Here is a 16,730-nt window from a genome sequence, read left to right on the forward strand (position 1 = left end):
TCACTTTCTTATTATTCTTGGCTCTCTCTTTTTTTTCATTGTAGATATTTGCTCCAATAAAGCTTTAAACTTTTTGTCATCTAATGGAATAGGTATTCTTCCTAACTGAGCTAATTGAATAAGTTGAACTTCAATAGCTTCAGCAAAATCTGGACGAGCCAATCTAATTCTTTCTAATCTTTCTCTTGCATCTGCTGTTAATATCTTTTTTAATAATGCTCTTTTTTGTAGTTCAGCCTGTAATAATGCTTGTTCATCTACTTGTTGCTGTTCTTGTTCTAATTTTTGTTGTAGAGCTAACAACTTTCTTCTTTTAATTTCTTCTGGGTCCATATTAACCACTTAATATTTAGCAAGCTCAGGAATCTCATTTATTATTTCATCTCTAACTTCTTTTGCTATATTGTCTAAAAAGCTTTGACCTTTTGGAGTAATAACTCTACCTTTTGGTGTTCTTTTAACAAATCCTAATTTTTCTAATTCTTGTAGAGCAGTTCTTATTATATTTCCACTACCTTTAAAGAACTTCTCTGGTTCATGACCTCTGTTTTTTCTTCCACCATAGGCAGTTCTTAATCTCTCTACACCAACAGGACCATTAATGTAGATTTTTCTTAATATAGAGGCACATCTTATATACCACCAATCATCTTGTTCTGGTCTTCTTTCTCTACTTCTTCCTGTCTTAACAAATTTTGTCCATTCTGGCTCATAAATCCCTAATTCCTTTAACTTCTCAGCTGTTTTTTGAATTAACTTTTCTGGTGGAACATCATAAACTGTAACCATACTATTATCACCCATGTTAAACAGTTTTGTTTTAATTCTATTTGTTAATTTTGTTAATTTAAAAATAGTTAAAGAGAGACTATAAATATCTAAGTTATTCTTAGCTTAATAATTGGACATCTCATATATATAACTTATGTTAATTTAAATTTTGACGTACTCTAAAGTTAGATAATTTTGGTGAAAATTATATGAAAAAAGAAATAAAAAGAAAAAGAAAAGGAATTATAGAAATCACCTATGAAGAAGAAAGGGAGATTTTAAAATTGCCTCAAAAACCCGAATTACCAAAGTATTCTTCTCAGCTTATAAATCTTGCAAATTTATTTGCACAGGGAACTCGTCCAAAAGTTGTTGGTCAGATGAGTGAGTTGATTAAAGAATTTAGAAAAAGTGGTGGTAGAAGTTATGAAGATTGGAAAAAGTGGTATTTACAAAAATACCCTAATGCGATTGATGAAGCTACACAGAAGATATGGGATATGCTTAATAATTTTAAAGAAACCCTAGAACAGTTGGAAAGAGATGATGTAAGAAAGTGGGTTGAGGATTTGGTTCTTACAAAAACCTATGAAGGTCTTATGTTGCAGGATGCTATTTTGAAAAAAATTGCAGAAGAGTTTGGTGGAAATTATCGCCCCGCCACTGTAGAAGAAGAATCTAAGGGTATTGACGGGATAATTATTATTGATGATAAAGAAATTCCCGTTTCAATTAAATCTAAAACTTACGTCAATCAGGAAAAACATCTTCCTGAAGAACTTAAAGGGAATTTAATTATTTATGAAAAGAAGAAAAATAAAATTATTGTTGATTACTCTGATTTATTGGATTTGATTGAAAATACAAAATAATTATTATTATAGAACTTTCGCAGTTTATATATTTGCCTATAAAAATTTTATTCTGCTATCAATCACGATTGATAAATTCTACATTGAAGTCCATTCCAATTCTTTTTTGATTAATTCCAATTTTTTCTTCAATTATTGGCTTTAGGGATTTATCAATCTCATATCCAATAGAGTTTCTTTTTAATTCAATTGCCGCTTTTACTGTTGTTCCAGTCCCTAAAAATGGGTCTAAAACAGTATCTCCAATAATAGAAAACATTCTAATTAATCTCCTAGAGATTTCTTCTGGAAATGATGCAGTTCTTCTATTAAGCTTATTATGTGTTTGCCTATCTCCAACAATCTCCCAAATTTGAGAAAACCACTTATCTCTTTCTTCTTTAGTATATTTGCTTGCATATCTTAATGGATCTCTTGGTTTAAACTTTCTTGGTTTTCCTTTCCTAAATATTAATATATACTCGACATCTAATGTAACATAAGCATTTGGTGGAAGAAATCCAGAGCCTAAAAAAGCATTAGGTTTGTTAGACGGCTTTTTCCATAATATGTATGGGAGAGTAACGAATCCAATCTTTTCAAATTTTTCAATAATCTTAGAATGATTGGGAAATAATCTAAAAACTCCATTAATTTTTCTTGTAGCATCTCCTATGTTGATACATGCAATTCCTCCAGGAACTAAAACTCTATAAATCTCCTCCCAAACTGGATATAATGTTTGATGCATTAAATTATATATTTCCATGATTAATTTTTCTTTTTTCTCTTCATTTTCTTCATTTTCCATTTTTGTCCAAAGCTCGTTTATTTTTGGATTTAAAATTTTAAACAAATTATCCCACATTCCTATCATCGGGTATGGTGGAGAGGTAACAACCAAATGAACACTTTCGTCATCAATTTCAGCCATTTTTCTTGAATCTCCAAAAATTATTTTGTGATTAGTTTTTATATCAATATTCATTATTTATCCCCCATTTCTTTCTTTATGGTAGTTGATATAATTGATTTTTCACATAGCCAAGATAAAACAATAGTCCTTACAATTTCAGCATCTGTTTGTCCTAAAATTCCTCTAAAATTTTCAATTAACTCCCATTGGTTCTTAGTAAATGTAACTTGAACTCTTTTTATATTATCTTTTTCTTTTTGTGTCATAACTTACTCACCTAAAATACATATATGATACAAATTATATATACTATAAGTTATTATAAGGTTTATTGCGTGATAAAATTTTAAACAAAAATTTACATCCAAGTTTTAATCATATTCTTATATTATTTCAATAAAATTGTACTATCTTGGGATGCAATATGGAACTTTTAGAATTCTTAAAGAGGGATGAGATTTTATTTTTATGCCATCATAATGCAGACCCTGATGCAGTAGGTAGTTGTATAGCCTTAAAGTATTTAGCTAAATATCTAAATCCAAAATCTAATGTTAGAGTAGTTGCTGACTCAATAAATAAAGTATCAAAAAACATACTTAGAGAGATTAGTGATAATATTGATATTGAGGTATATCCAAAACTACCAAGTACTGTTTTTGTTGTTGATACAGCATCAACTTCTCAATTAAAGGTTAATGTGGATGAGCTAAAAAAAAGAGATGTTGTTTTAATTGACCACCATAAACCATCTGATTTGTATGATATAGCTAAGTTAAAGATTGTTGATGAAAACTCACCATCCACTTCTGAAATAGTTGCTAAAATCTTCAAAGATTTGAATATATATCCTCCTAAGAATGTAAGGTTAGCATTATTATGTGGGATAGTTTATGATACAAAACATCTAAAATTAGCTAAACCAGAGACATTCAGTATAATAAGTTATTTAGTAAAAGATATCAGTTTTAATAAAGTTATTTATCTCTTAACGAATGAAGGAGATGAAGGTAAAAAAATAGCTAATTTAAAAGCTTGTAAAAGAATGATTTTAAAAGAGTATAAAGATATAGTTATAGCTCTCTCACATGTGTCAAGTTATGAAGCATCAGCAGCAAAAACTTTGGTTAGTATTGGAGCTGATGTTGCTTTTGTTGTTGCTGTAAGAAAAAAAGAAAAAGAGATAAGGGTTAGTGCAAGATGTCGAAAATCAATATCCAAAAAGGTGCATTTAGGAAGATTAATGGAAAAGATAGCCAAAGAACTAAATGGTTCAGGTAGTGGGCATAGTGAAGCTGCTGGTTTAAATGCACCTCTACCAGAAGGAAAAGATAAAAATAAGATTATTAAGGAAGTATTAAACCTATGTTATAAAAAATTCATTGAGGAGTTAGAGAATGGATAATTTTGAAAAATTAGTTAAGAAAAGTATTGATAAATTCAAAATGCTAAATAAGGATGAAAAAATTTTAGTTTCAGTATCTGGGGGAAAAGATAGCCATGCAGCTGCTTATGTATTGAATAAGTTAGGATACAATATTGAGCTTTTTCACATAAATTTAGGAATAAAAAACTTCTCAGATATTTCCTTAGAAAAGGTTAAAGAACTCTCAAATATTTTAGAGGTTCCTCTTCATATAGTTAATTTAAAAGATATAACTGGTAAGACAATAGAAGATTTAAAAAGAAAGCACTGCTCTATTTGTGGAATAACTAAAAGATATCTAATGAACAAATTTGGATATGAGAATAATTTTGATGTTATAGTTACTGGGCATAACTTAGATGATGAAGTCTCTTTCTTATTGAATAATCTACTAAATTGGAGTGTAAGATATTTAGCTAAACATTTTCCAGTCCTTCCAGCACATGATAAATTCTTAAAAAAAGTTAAGATATTCTATGAGATTGAAGAGGATTTAATTTTAAAATATGCAGTTAAGAATAACATTCCTTTTACAACTGCTAAATGTAAATTTGCTAAGGATGCCATAACTTTAAAGCATAGAGCTTATTTAAATGAGCTTGAAAAGGAGAGAAAGAATATAAAGAAACAGTTTCTATATGGCTATTTAAAATATAGACATTTATTTGATATTGAGGAAGATTTTCAGTTTAGAGAGTGTGAAATATGTGGAATGACATCAGCAGGAAAAATCTGTTCTTTTTGTAGAGTTTGGAAATTATATAAAAAATCAAAATATAAGAATTAATAAACAATAAATTATATAAACTATATCTTTATATTCTTAGGTTGTGCTATTGTCCTGAGCTTAAAAGCTTGGGACTGGTTGATGAGCTAAATGGAGCTAATCTATCCCTTGCCCCTTTGGGGATGGATTAGCTATGAAGTTTAGTGAAACTGAAAAGGGAGACAAAAAATAAAAAAATCTATTTTTGGTGATTTAAATGCCAACAGCAAAATTTGTAGTAGCAGACCCAAAAACTGGAAGATGTTATCAAATAGAAGCAGATAATACTCCATTAGTAGGAAAAAGAATTGGAGAAGAATTTGATGGGAAAATATTAGGATTAGAAGGTTATAAGTTAGTTATAACTGGAGGAACTGATGACAGTGGATTTCCAATGAGACCAGATATCCATGGAAGTAGAAAAGTTAGAGTTTTATTAAGTGCTCCACCAGGATTCCATCCAAGAAGAAAAGGAGAAAGAAGAAGAAAAACAGTAAGAGGAAATACAATTGCTCCAGATATTGTTCAAATAAACTGTAAAGTTGTAGAATATGGAGAAAAATCAATTCCAGAATTGTTAGGTTTAGAAGAAAAAACTGAAAATAGTGAATAAACTTAAAATCTTGATATTCTTTTTAATAACATCCCTTCAACCTTTATAGGATAAATAACCCTTGCTAACTTTGCTGCTGCTCTTAATCTTTCTTCTGAACTTGAATATATTGTAAAAAGTAAATCTCCTTTTTCTACTTTATTACCAACTTTTACATTTAGATAGATTCCTGCTTTTTTATCATTAGGACATCCTGCCTCTTTGGCTATCTTAGTAATTTTGTGGTTCGATATTCTTGTCACATATCCATCTATTGGAGAATGTATATCCACTTTATATTTACCTAATTCAATATCATCTGATTCTATCTCTTTTCCTCCCTGAGCAACAACTATCTCCAAAAACTTCTCATGAGCTTTACCACTTGCCAATATATCTTCTGCTAAATCTTTTCCTTCTCCATAGGGAGCTACTCCTCCCATCTCCAACAATATTCCTGCTAAACTTAAAGATTTCTCTATTAAACTTGAAGGAGCTTCTTTATAATTTTCTAAAGCTTTTAATGCTTCTCTTGCTTCCAATGCAGGACCTATAGCTCTTCCAATTGGTTGGTTTCCATAAGTTATAGCACATTCTAACTGTATATTTAACCTATCTCCTAAACTTATGAAATCTCTTGCTAATGCAGATGCTTCCTTAATATTCTTAACCTTTGCCTCATAACCAGTAGGAATGTCAATAACTAATTTATTTACACTCATAGCCAATTTTTTAGCTAAAACACTTGATAACAAAAGTGGTTTTGGGTCTATATTTAGAGGTCTTTCAACTTGAATAGTTATGTCATCTGCTGGAGCTAAATCAATAGCTCCTCCCCAAACTAAGCATCCATTTGTTTCACTAACAACTTTTTTTATTTCATCTGATGTTAAATCTACTCTTGTTAAAACTTCCATTACATCTGCTGTTCCTGCAGCTGAGGTTATAGCTCTTGATGATGTCTTAGGAATCTTTAAACCAGCTGATGCAACAATTGGAACAGTTAAAAGAGCATATTTATTTCCAGGAATGCCACCAATAGAATGAACATCAAAAATAGTAGATTCCCAGTTAATTGTCTCTCCGGTTTCTGCCATTCTTATTGCTAAACTCTCTATCTCATCCATATCCATTCCATTGATATAGATAGATGTAACAAAAGCAGAAATTTCAATATATCCTAAATTTCCATTGACCATTTCATCAACAATTAAGTAAATTTCTTCTTTCTTTAATTTATCTCCATTCATCTTTTTTCTAATGAATGGTAAGGACTTTGGTCTTTCAGCATGCTCTATATAAACTATATCTCCATTATTCACTTTTAATTCCTTAGCTAAGTTTTTTGGCAGTCCAACTTCTCCTTTATTGACTAATGTTCTTGTTGAGTATATAACTCCAAAAATCTCCCTATCTTGATGTTTTATAACAACTCTATCCTCCTGAAAATATTGAGAAGCTTTTAAATCATCTTCATGTAACAATATAAATCTTTCTAAATCAAAATCAAAAATTTTAACTCTTAGAGTTAGCATTATTTTCCCTCTTCAATCTATTTTTTAATTTGTAGCATAAGTAATCCAAAGGATGATAACATTTCTTACATAATTCATCTGGCTTACAGTATATGTTTAAATCTTTATTTTTCCAATTTTTACAGTACTCACAGTGAGTAAATCTTTGATGTCCTACTTTATAGCCAATATTATGCATTATATAGTATCTTGTCTTTTTTTCATCAAAATCCTCAACATTTTTAAATAGTTCAACAACTTCATCAATAAACTTCTCTATCTCTTCCTCATTATTTACAATATCTAAAGCAGACAATTCAACTAATTTTCCTCCCTCTTTTGGTCTTAATGTAGGTTTAAACTTAGCAGCAAATAGATAAACTACTAAACTTCTTCTTGCAGAATGAGGAGGAGAACCACCTGAAAGAATATCATTTAATATCCCTCTAATACATGGAGGATGCCAATCAAAGGGAATCTCTCCTTTATAGGAAATATCTCCAAAATTTATACTTCTGTATTTAAACTTAATTTTGTTTTTTAAATATTCTAAAATGTCATTGTAGAATTTTTTTATAGTATCATCATCAGGTAGTTCTTTTTTCTTAGCTTTTTCACATAGCTCTAAAACTTTAACTCTAACTAACTCTTTTTTGTATATTTCTTTAATCTCTCTAATATCTACATATCCATTAACTAAATCTAACCTCTCTAAATGCAAGTCATTGTTTTTTGACTTACTTCCAATTTTTATAAATTCAAAGATATTAATTTTATTATTTACATCTATCTCCTCTGATTTTATTTCAGCATATCTTTTAACAAACTCATTGTAGTATGGTGTATGAGAAATAAATACAATTAAAAGTTTATCAACAATATCATCAAGATTCTTTTTATCAACTCCTAAAATTAGAGAGTAGTTTATCAAATCAGATTTATAATCATTATATTCCCCAAAAATATACTTTAATTTAGATAATGCTAAGTTACCAATATTTTTTACTAATTTATTTAATTCCAACTCCATTTTTTATCCTCAACAATTTTTAAATGAGGATAAGCTAACTCAACATCACTCTCTTTTTTAACTTTTTCTAATACTTTCCTTTGTATCTCACTTCTAACTCTTGCTCTATCATTAATATGAGTTAGATAAAAAACTTTAATATAAAAGGATGTTCTTGTTATTCCTACTCTTGTATATGGCTTATCTACAAGCTTTCTTCTTGTTAGATACTTCCTTTTGCTCCATATTGAATAGAGTTCTTTCATTAATTTACCAACAACTTCATTAGCAGATGAAAAGACAATATTCTCAGCTTTTTTAATATTACTGTTAAATGTGAAATTTATAACTAAGTTATCCCAAATATATGGAGTTCCTTTTGTTAGGTTTTCTATTGTATTAGTAAAAATAAGTGAATTTGGAACTATTAAAACTCTTCCTGTAGGTTCAAAGTTTTCAGTGAGCTCACTTAAATATATGTGTTGTGTATCAATATCAAAAACATCTCCTATTCCTGCATTTTTTACAATTATTCTATCTCCTATCTTTATAGTTCTTGTATATAACATAACTAACCATCCAGCAACATTCAAAATAGGTCTTTGCAGAGCATAAGTAACAGCTGCCCCTATTAATCCAATTGAAACTACTAAGGATGATAAATTTTGATAAAACACACCAAAAATTGATAAAATAATAATTAAGTATATTGTATATTTAGAAATATAGCTCATAGAAATATATTTTTCAGCATTTTTCTCATCTTTTTCAGCTTGCTTCTTAAGAATATCAGTTATTACATCTACAACAATTAAACCTGATAAAACAATAGCCACAATTGTTAAGATTTGTGTTTTATATTTTAATAGGTATGATATTATAAATATATGGATATTGAATAATGTTTTAGACATTAAAGATAAAATAACTAATAATAATGCTATCTTTACAGCTAATTTTAATTTTTCTTTTTCCATATTAATCAATATAAGATTAGTATATATAAATATTATAAAACAATACTAAAATATATTTTAATGTCTATCTTGAGGTGTTTTTACTTCCTCTATTATTCTTTTTCCAGCAACTACTTCATCAATACTATGAATAGTTCCTCCTAACTCTTCAACAATTTCCTGAATTTTATCAAAATCTAAGTTGTTTCCTTCTATTGTAACTTTAACATTTTCTGTCTCTTTGTCTATCTCATATACAGTTATATTTACTCCATCAACATTTTTTAGAGCTGTAAATCTTAAAGCCATTTCTGTTATTTTTGGTTCATGTGGTTTTAGAATATCTAAAACCATTCTTCTAATCCCTGTCATGGTTTCACTTCCTTTAAAACTTCTATAAATTTATCTATATGCTCTTTCTCAATATGAGGCATTATAACTAATCTTAGAGCATTTGCATTCTTACATACTGATACAAAATAATTTTTTTCTTTTAATTTTTCACATGTTTCTAAATAGTTTTCATCTTCTATATTAACAATATTTAAAGTAGGTTTCATTAATGGTTTATATCCATTTTCTTTCAACTTCTTATATAGATAGATACTATTTTTTAAGCATTTTTTAACATTTTTTTCAATTTCATCAAAAAAGTATTTTAATATTGTATATAAACATGCAGCTCCATAACCTGGTCTTGTGCCTAATATTGTTGTTTGTTTTTTCTCTATTAAATAAAAAGCATCAGTTTCTAAAAATTTGCTATATTCTTCTGATTTAAATAAGATTCCCCCACATGGAATAGGAGTTAAAGCCATCTTATGCCCATCTATTGTAATAGAATCTATATTTAAAGAAAAATCAAATTCTATCTTTTTATCCAAGAATGGAATTACAAAACCTCCAAAAGCAGCATCTACATGAATATATATGTTATTATCTTTTGCTATTTTTGTTAGTTCTTTAATATTATCAATAGTTCCAAACTCAGTTGTTCCAGCAATTCCAATTATTGCATCTACTTTATTATCTTCTACATACTCCTTAACATATTTAGTATCAACAGTATAATCTCTATTTAATGAAGCATAAATCAAATTTAAGTCCATCATCTCTTTACCTTTTTCAAAAGAAAAATGTGCAGTTTTAGGGAGTATTATGTTCCTACCTTTCATCTTCTTTATAACTCTTAAAGCTGTTAAATTTGCTTCTGTTCCACCACTTACTATATTCCCAAAAGCTTCTCTATTATTTAAAAATTCCCCTAAAAGTTTTATTGTCTCTTTTTCCAATTGTGCAGTCCCTTTAAATAAACCTGAGTCTCCCAAGTTTGTTTCTAAAAAAAGATTTACAATTTTTTTAGTTATTGGAAGTGGTTTTGAACACATAGAACAAAATATATTCCCATCTTCATATTTTGCATCTAACTCTCTAAATCTATTTAAATCTTTAAAGATTTCCTCATACATTATTTCTTACCTTTTTTCTTCTTATCTTTCTTTTTTTTCTTAAATTTCTTTTTAATCTTTTTACTTTCTTTTTTCTTTTTCTTTTTTGGTGGTTTAGGATACTTTCTTTTAATCTCCTCTACTCTTTTCATTAGTTTTTCATACAACTCATCAGCAATATAGTCCTTATCAAAATCTGCTCTTGCTGCAATAGCCAACTTACATGCTAATGCTCTTGCAATCTTTCCTCTTTGCCATTTTGGAGAGTTGTAAATTAAAGGATGATTGTAGATAACTCCATGCTTTGGTGAAGGTGTTCCTTTCCTAAGATGTGCAAATAATGCCTTCTCTGCCCCTAAAACTTGTATTGTTGATGCTGGCATCTTTGAAAGCTTTTCTAATCCTCCAGCTAAACAAATTAGTTTTGCCCCTAATGTTGTTCCAGCCAATTTTTTTAAGTTAGGTGCTTCTTCACTCATTAATTTATCTAAATAGTTGTATAGTTCTTTTCTTATTTGATAGAGATGTGCTATATCTTTTGAAAAGTTGGAGACAACGTCTAAATCATAACTTTCAAATTCAGCTCCCATTGATTCCTTAGCAGATTTTTCTACTTTCTTAGCCAACTTTTCTGGAATATAGTTCTTTAATATTTCTTTATCAAAGTTCTTCCTTTCTTTAAGTTCTGAAACAAGTTTAACATATACATCATGGTTCTCTACTAAATCATCCAACTCAGGGAAATATAAGGAATACCACTCTCTCAATCTTTCAGATAAGAGATTTAAAACTTTATCTAAATCAGATATTGCCTCAGAAACTTGAATAATTATTTTGTCTCTTCTTTCAGAATATATTTTTATTAACTTCTTAGTTAGTTCTAAGTTCCAATTGTGCATTTTACTTTTAAAGTCATCATAATCTTTGAAATATCCTAACTCCTTTCCAATATTAAAGAGATTATCTCTTAAAAATATCCCTATATTAAATGGCTCACTACTCAAAATTTCTAATTTAACATCTCCCCACTCATTTCTTAATTCTTCTAAAATTTTTAATGGATTTGTTCTTATTTTTAGTAAATAATCAACTATCTCATCTTTTTTAATTAACTTTTTAAATTTTATATCTTCAAAATTTTTTATTTTGTCATCTTCAACTCCAAATATTCCAAAAGGTGCAAAAGCTACATAAATCATAATTAAACACCAAAAAAAGTTTTTATAAAAAAATTATCCCCTTAATTTCTTCATTGTTTCAATTCTTTTCTTAATTAACTCTAACTTACCTATATCTCTCCTATGATAAACCTCTCCATTAATAAACTTAGTAGCTTCTTCAGCTATTCTTTCAGCTTCTTCTATACTATCTGCTACACCTACAACTGCAACTGCTCTTGAACCTGTCATTATTAATTTTCCATTCTCTTCATTGACAGCAGCATAATGAAGAATAGCTCCAACTTCTTTTATTTTCTCTTCATCTACATAAATCTCTCTTCCTCTCACTGGATTTGTAGGATATCCTCTTGGGACTACATACTTACATACAGTAGCTTTATGTTCAAATTCAACATCTACATTATTAAGGTTTTTATTTACTATTCCCTTACAAACATCTAAAAAGTTTGTTTTTAGAATAGCTAAGATGTTCATTGCTTCAGGGTCTCCAAATCTTGCATTGTACTCTATAATTTTTGGTCCTTCTTTTGTTAGCATAAACTGTCCATATAAAATTCCTTTATATCCACCAACTTCTTTTTTAAGAGCTTTTACTGTTTCTTCCATAATTTCCATGGCTTCTTTAACATCATTCTCATTTAGGAATGGTAATGAATGATTTGGACAAGAGTATGAGCCCATTCCCCCAGTAATCTCTCCTTTATCTCCTTCATAAGCATGTGGATGGTCTTGCACAAATGGAGTAAATTTTATATGTTCCTTATCTACAAATCCATGTAAAGTAAATTCTACTCCCACTAACTTTTCTTCAATTAAAACTTTTCCTCCACCTAAACCTGTCTCAAAAATTTCCTTTGCATATTTTTTAGCTTCTTCATTATCTTTTAGTTGTTCTCCAACAACTTTAACTCCTTTTCCCCCAGTTAATCCAACAGGTTTAACAACAACATCAATACCTTTCTCAGTTAGCTCATCTATAAAACTCTCTAACTCTTCTGAATATTCATCAAAGAACTTATATCTTAAAGAACCTTTTATATTATACTTTTCAAATAAATTCCTCATAAAGAATTTATCTGTCTCAATTTTAGCAGCTTCTTTGCTTGGTCCAACAGTTGGAATTCCTAAACTTTCTAATAAATCTACAACTCCTTTCTCTAATGGAGCCTCTGGTCCTACAACAGCCAAGTCAGGATTTACTTTTTTAGCAAACTCTTCCACTTTTTCTAAATCTGTCTCATTAGCTAAACATATATCCTCTGATAATTTAGCAATTCCAGGATTTTTGTTTTTCATTAAGGTATATAACTTTACATCTTCACTCTTTTTTAAAGCATGAGCTATTGCACTTTCTCTTCCTCCTCCACCAATTAACAATATTTTCATTCTTCTTCACCTAATCTATATTCTTTATACTCTTTACTTTTTGTATCTAAAATACCTATAGTAGCTTCTCCAGTAAGATAACCACAACATTCTCCTGGATTTATAACTAATGTATTATTTATACTTTCAAAAACCTTTTTATGTGTGTGCCCATAAACAACAATATCATATAAACCAGAGTTTATAGCTGTATCTAAAACAGTGTTATAATGTCCATGTGTTATAAAAAACTTTAAATCATCTATCTCAACAGCTAAAAATTCATCTATTTCATTATCTTTATTTATGTCCTTTAACCACTCTCTAAGTTTTGCTTTTTCTCCATCATTATTTCCATAAACAGCTAATATAGGACATCCTAATTCTTTAAATTCTTTAACAACAAAGAGAGAAACAAAATCCCCACAATGAATAACTAACTCAACATCCTCAGAGTTAAAAATATTTATTGCTTCTCTAATCAATGGAAGATTATCATGTGTATCTGAAAATATTCCTATTTTCATAGCTCTCACCTCCTAAAATATAATATTAATAATTTTTATTTATAGACTTTCTTCATAATTAAGTTTTTAAAATAATTATTTATAGTTCTATATATTTGGATGATAATTACACGCTAAAAATCTTTATTTTTTAATTTTATTAAGTTTTATTTGTTTATTTTTAATTTAGAGGATTTTTAGGAAAATTCAAAGGGGTCTATATTTTTGAATATTTTATATATTTTGATTATATAATTTATTGAGATTTTTTAGTGTTTTATGTTATTTCTTTTAATATTTGAAAAATCCTTGATAAATTGGTCTAATTTTTAGATATAAAAAATTTTTAATTGAAAAATATGGAATAGAAAGATTTTTACAAAAGTTCAAAGGTATATAAATAAATAGGGAAACCTACCCTTCGAAAATTTTTATGTAGAAAAGCTTATATATGAGAAGGTCGTTAATGTTATTATGTCTAAAATGTGCCTCCTGTTAAAATCGAGCCTCTTGGAGGATGGAAGTAGGAAAGTTGATTGTGAGCAAGTATTGAAAAAGTTGTTAAAATCGAGCCTCTTGGAGGATGGAAATAAATAAAAATATTTTTAACGTAATATTACTATATGCAAATAAATAAATATAAAAAACTAAAAAAATTAATTATTTGACTCTTCTAAATAAAACATCTTGTAATCCAAAGTACTTAACTATCCCAGCTAATTCTTGTTGATTTATTTCCTTATCATCAAAAGAAACCATTTCCTGCCTATACAATGAATATGGACTATCTCTTGCAATTACTCTTAAACTACCACCAAATAATTTTAACATAACTGTTCCAGTAACTCTTTCTTGTGTCTTATCTATAAAAGCATCTAAATCCTCTTTTAAAGCTCCAAACCACAAACCTTTATATATCAAATCTGCATAAACCTCCTCTACTATTTGCTTAAACATTAGTTCATCCTTTGTTAGGACTAACTGTTCCAAAGCTTTATGTGCCTCTATCAATAAAATAGCTCCTGGACATTCATAGTTTTCTCTTGATTTTAGCCCAATAATTCTATCTTCTATAATATCTATTCTACCTATTCCATGTTTTCCAGCTATCTCATTTGCTCTCTTTATTAATTCAACATAATCTAACTCTTCTCCATTTATTTTTATAGGAATCCCTTCTTTAAATTCTATCTCTACTATTTCCTCCTCTTTATCCTCAGTTGGATTTTTTGTCCATGCATATATCTCTTCTGGAGGAATATAGTTAGGATTCTCTAACTCTCCTCCTTCTATACTTCTACCCCATAAGTTCTCATCAATACTATACTTCTTACTCTCTGTTGGAATTGGAATTCCTTTCTTTTTTGCATACTCTATTTCTTCCTGTCTTGTTAAGTTTAATTCTCTAATTGGTGCAATAATTTTTACATTTGGATGAAGCATTCTTATGGTTGTTTCAAATCTAAACTGGTCATTTCCTTTTCCAGTACATCCATGAGCAATTGCCTCAGCTCCTTCTTTTTTAGCTATTTCAACAACCTTCTTAGCTATTAATGGCCTTGCCAATGCTGTTGAGAGTGGATAACCTTCATATAGGGCATTTGCTTTTATAGCCCTAAATATATAATCCTTAACAAACTCTTCCTTTGCATCTATTGTATAGTGTTTAAGAACTCCTAAATTCTTAGCTTTCTCTTCAACCTCTTTTAACTCTTCCTCAGGTAATCCTACATCTACACAGACAGATATAACTTTATAGCCCATGTCCTCTAACAATTTTAAACAGCAACTTGTATCTAACCCTCCTGAATATGCCAATACTGCTTTTTTCATTTAATATCCCTCCAAAAATCATTGTAAAATAAATCAAAGTCCTGTTTATACATCTTACCTATCTTTAATGCAATCTCAGCCTTTCCTAACTCCCTCCCTAAATATGCTGAATGTTCTAAACTCTCAACTAATTTTAATCTTATTATTGTGTCATATATTTCTTTGGCTTTCTTTCCTCTAATAATTAATTTTGGCTTTCTTCTTTCAAAATATATAGCCACAATTTCTTTATTTTCTCTATCTATCTCAATCTTAAAACTACCTCTATCTAACTTTAAAGATTTGTTTTCCTCTGCTCTTATAGTAGGAAGATGATAACTTTTAAATGAACATTCTTCTATAAACCTTTTGTCCTTATATAAAATTAAGTTGTATCCAATATCTTTTGGTAGTGATTTCCTTTTCTTTGCTAAAAACATCATCTTAGAGGCCGTCTTTAACTCTCTTATTGAATATTTACACTTTGATGATGCCTCAGGAGTAAATAATATATTTGCATTAATCTCCATTGCTATTGCAGTTAATAAACCATTAACTCCATGGCTATCTGCATCAAACAACTCACTTACATTCCCAACTCCAAAAAATGTAGGTATGTTGTTTCTCTCTTTGAATAACTTGTATGCTATCACACTATCAATAAATTTAAATTCATTGTTTATAGGTTCTAAAATTAAATCAGCTATAACTTTATCAACATCATTGTATAGAAGATAATTTATAAATTCTTCCATTTTTGAAACTCTTTCCTCTACTGTATTTGGAACATAATTAATATTATAATTTGTTGGCAAAGCCACAACAGCTGTATCAGAATCTTTCAAATCATTTAATAAATAATCAATATTTCCCATATCAACACTTAATATTAAATCTGCTTCACCAATAGCTTCTTTTAGTTCATATTTATTTAATGTATCTATACTTATTGGTAAGTCAGTTATATCTCTTGCAAATTTTATAAGTTCTTTAACTTTATCTTTATTGTTTTCTCCACTAACCATTCCTAAATCAATCATATCAGCTCCTGACTCTTCATAATATATAATCTTTTTCTCTAAATCTTTTTTTGGTAAATATATAGAGTGTGCTATCTCACCTAAAACTCTCATAGGAAACTTATCTCCAATCTTAATCTTACCTATTTTAAATTGTTCTTTTTCTTTCTCCACCTCCAACAACTCTTTTTCTAATTTCTCTAAAATTAGTCTATTTAGTTTTATATCAGCTGGCTCTATTGGTGAAAGTTCAATATTCTTTATATTTTCTAATAAAAGAGGTAAATCAGCTACATCTCTTGTAGATTTATAACATCTTATACCAGTCTCATTATAAACTTTATCTAAATTTCCCCTAACTAACCCAGTAACTAAAATAAAATCATAAATTTCATTTAATTTTTTATTTTTCTTTCTTTCTAACTCTTTTATTTCTTTAATAATTAAATTTGGTGTTAAAAAAGCAGCTACTGATATATCTGCTATATGAACATCTACAAAATTAAACTTTTTAGCAACTTCACTAACTCTTTTCCCTGCTAATTTACCAGTTATTATCAATATTTTCATATCAAACCTCAAAAAATTTATAAATAAA

The 16,730-nt window shown here is 28.6% G+C and carries 18 protein-coding genes; 4 read left to right on the forward strand and 14 right to left on the reverse strand.

What is annotated here, in order from left to right; genetic code table 11:
- Positions 1–333: a DNA-binding protein gene (locus ACPB8Q_RS00650; protein ID WP_423792742.1), complete on the reverse strand. Its 333-nt coding sequence runs from the start codon at positions 331–333 to the stop codon at positions 1–3.
- 9 nt (positions 334–342) lie between these two features.
- Positions 343–789: a 30S ribosomal protein S19e gene (locus ACPB8Q_RS00655; protein ID WP_423792743.1), complete on the reverse strand. Its 447-nt coding sequence runs from the start codon at positions 787–789 to the stop codon at positions 343–345.
- Between the two features lie 191 nt (positions 790–980).
- On the opposite strand from ACPB8Q_RS00655, the gene ACPB8Q_RS00660 reads away from it, so the two are divergent.
- Positions 981–1,643, forward strand: a complete 663-nt coding sequence (locus ACPB8Q_RS00660; protein WP_423792744.1) for an MjaI family restriction endonuclease — start codon at positions 981–983, stop codon at positions 1,641–1,643.
- Positions 1,644–1,701: 58 nt separating this feature from the next.
- Here ACPB8Q_RS00660 and ACPB8Q_RS00665 read toward each other — a convergent pair whose 3' ends face one another.
- Both ACPB8Q_RS00665 and ACPB8Q_RS00670 read right to left on the reverse strand, forming a co-directional pair.
- Complete coding sequence (locus tag ACPB8Q_RS00665; RefSeq protein WP_423792745.1) at positions 1,702–2,610, reverse strand: DNA-methyltransferase; 909 nt, start codon at positions 2,608–2,610, stop codon at positions 1,702–1,704.
- Positions 2,610–2,804 (reverse strand): CopG family transcriptional regulator, encoded by a 195-nt coding sequence (locus ACPB8Q_RS00670; RefSeq protein ID WP_423792746.1) that lies wholly within the window; start codon positions 2,802–2,804, stop codon positions 2,610–2,612. The genes ACPB8Q_RS00665 and ACPB8Q_RS00670 overlap by 1 nt, the downstream gene beginning before the upstream one ends.
- A gap of 158 nt (positions 2,805–2,962) precedes the next feature.
- Between ACPB8Q_RS00670 and ACPB8Q_RS00675 the strand changes: the two genes are divergently transcribed.
- From ACPB8Q_RS00675 to ACPB8Q_RS00685, 3 genes are all read left to right on the forward strand, one after another.
- Complete coding sequence (locus tag ACPB8Q_RS00675) at positions 2,963–3,943, forward strand: DHH family phosphoesterase (RefSeq protein ID WP_423792747.1); 981 nt, start codon at positions 2,963–2,965, stop codon at positions 3,941–3,943.
- The gene (locus ACPB8Q_RS00680; RefSeq protein ID WP_423792748.1) at positions 3,936–4,751 is read left to right on the forward strand and encodes an ATP-binding protein; all 816 of its coding nucleotides are present in this window, start codon (positions 3,936–3,938) and stop codon (positions 4,749–4,751) included. Before ACPB8Q_RS00675 ends, ACPB8Q_RS00680 begins: the two co-directional genes overlap by 8 nt.
- 196 nt (positions 4,752–4,947) lie before the next feature.
- Complete coding sequence (locus ACPB8Q_RS00685; RefSeq protein WP_423792749.1) at positions 4,948–5,343, forward strand: 30S ribosomal protein S6e; 396 nt, start codon at positions 4,948–4,950, stop codon at positions 5,341–5,343.
- A gap of 2 nt (positions 5,344–5,345) precedes the next feature.
- On the opposite strand, the gene ACPB8Q_RS00690 is transcribed toward ACPB8Q_RS00685, so the two are convergent.
- The 10 genes from ACPB8Q_RS00690 to ACPB8Q_RS00735 all read right to left on the reverse strand — a co-directional run bounded on the left by ACPB8Q_RS00690 (position 5,346) and on the right by ACPB8Q_RS00735 (position 16,702).
- Positions 5,346–6,857, reverse strand: a complete 1,512-nt coding sequence (locus tag ACPB8Q_RS00690) for a thymidine phosphorylase family protein (RefSeq protein WP_423792750.1) — start codon at positions 6,855–6,857, stop codon at positions 5,346–5,348.
- Positions 6,838–7,866 (reverse strand): hypothetical protein, encoded by a 1,029-nt coding sequence (locus tag ACPB8Q_RS00695; RefSeq protein WP_423792751.1) that lies wholly within the window; start codon positions 7,864–7,866, stop codon positions 6,838–6,840. Before ACPB8Q_RS00695 ends, ACPB8Q_RS00690 begins: the two co-directional genes overlap by 20 nt.
- Positions 7,851–8,822 (reverse strand): mechanosensitive ion channel family protein, encoded by a 972-nt coding sequence (locus ACPB8Q_RS00700; RefSeq protein WP_423792752.1) that lies wholly within the window; start codon positions 8,820–8,822, stop codon positions 7,851–7,853. Before ACPB8Q_RS00700 ends, ACPB8Q_RS00695 begins: the two co-directional genes overlap by 16 nt.
- Before the next feature lie 57 nt (positions 8,823–8,879).
- On the reverse strand, positions 8,880–9,173 hold the full coding sequence (locus ACPB8Q_RS00705) for a DUF211 domain-containing protein (protein ID WP_423792753.1): 294 nt from the start codon (positions 9,171–9,173) through the stop codon (positions 8,880–8,882).
- A complete protein-coding gene (gene mfnA / locus ACPB8Q_RS00710) occupies positions 9,170–10,270 on the reverse strand; it encodes a tyrosine decarboxylase MfnA (protein ID WP_423792754.1) in 1,101 nt (366 codons plus the stop codon). The genes ACPB8Q_RS00705 and mfnA overlap by 4 nt, the downstream gene beginning before the upstream one ends.
- On the reverse strand, positions 10,270–11,448 hold the full coding sequence (locus tag ACPB8Q_RS00715; RefSeq protein ID WP_423792755.1) for a hypothetical protein: 1,179 nt from the start codon (positions 11,446–11,448) through the stop codon (positions 10,270–10,272). The genes mfnA and ACPB8Q_RS00715 overlap by 1 nt, the downstream gene beginning before the upstream one ends.
- 33 nt (positions 11,449–11,481) lie before the next feature.
- Complete coding sequence (gene purD, locus ACPB8Q_RS00720; protein ID WP_423792756.1) at positions 11,482–12,816, reverse strand: phosphoribosylamine--glycine ligase; 1,335 nt, start codon at positions 12,814–12,816, stop codon at positions 11,482–11,484.
- Entirely contained in the window at positions 12,813–13,322 is a 510-nt protein-coding gene (locus tag ACPB8Q_RS00725) for an MJ0936 family phosphodiesterase (protein WP_423792757.1), read from the reverse strand. Before ACPB8Q_RS00725 ends, purD begins: the two co-directional genes overlap by 4 nt.
- A gap of 639 nt (positions 13,323–13,961) precedes the next feature.
- Positions 13,962–15,134: an argininosuccinate synthase gene (locus tag ACPB8Q_RS00730; RefSeq protein WP_423792758.1), complete on the reverse strand. Its 1,173-nt coding sequence runs from the start codon at positions 15,132–15,134 to the stop codon at positions 13,962–13,964.
- The gene (locus ACPB8Q_RS00735) at positions 15,131–16,702 is read right to left on the reverse strand and encodes a dihydropteroate synthase-like protein (RefSeq protein ID WP_423792759.1); all 1,572 of its coding nucleotides are present in this window, start codon (positions 16,700–16,702) and stop codon (positions 15,131–15,133) included. Before ACPB8Q_RS00735 ends, ACPB8Q_RS00730 begins: the two co-directional genes overlap by 4 nt.
- Between the last annotated feature and the right edge of the window lie 28 nt (positions 16,703–16,730).

Origin of the sequence: Methanocaldococcus indicus (genome assembly GCF_049554935.1) — an archaeon.
In the GTDB taxonomy this organism is placed as follows: Archaea; AGJL01; Methanococci; order Methanococcales; family Methanocaldococcaceae; genus Methanocaldococcus; species Methanocaldococcus indicus.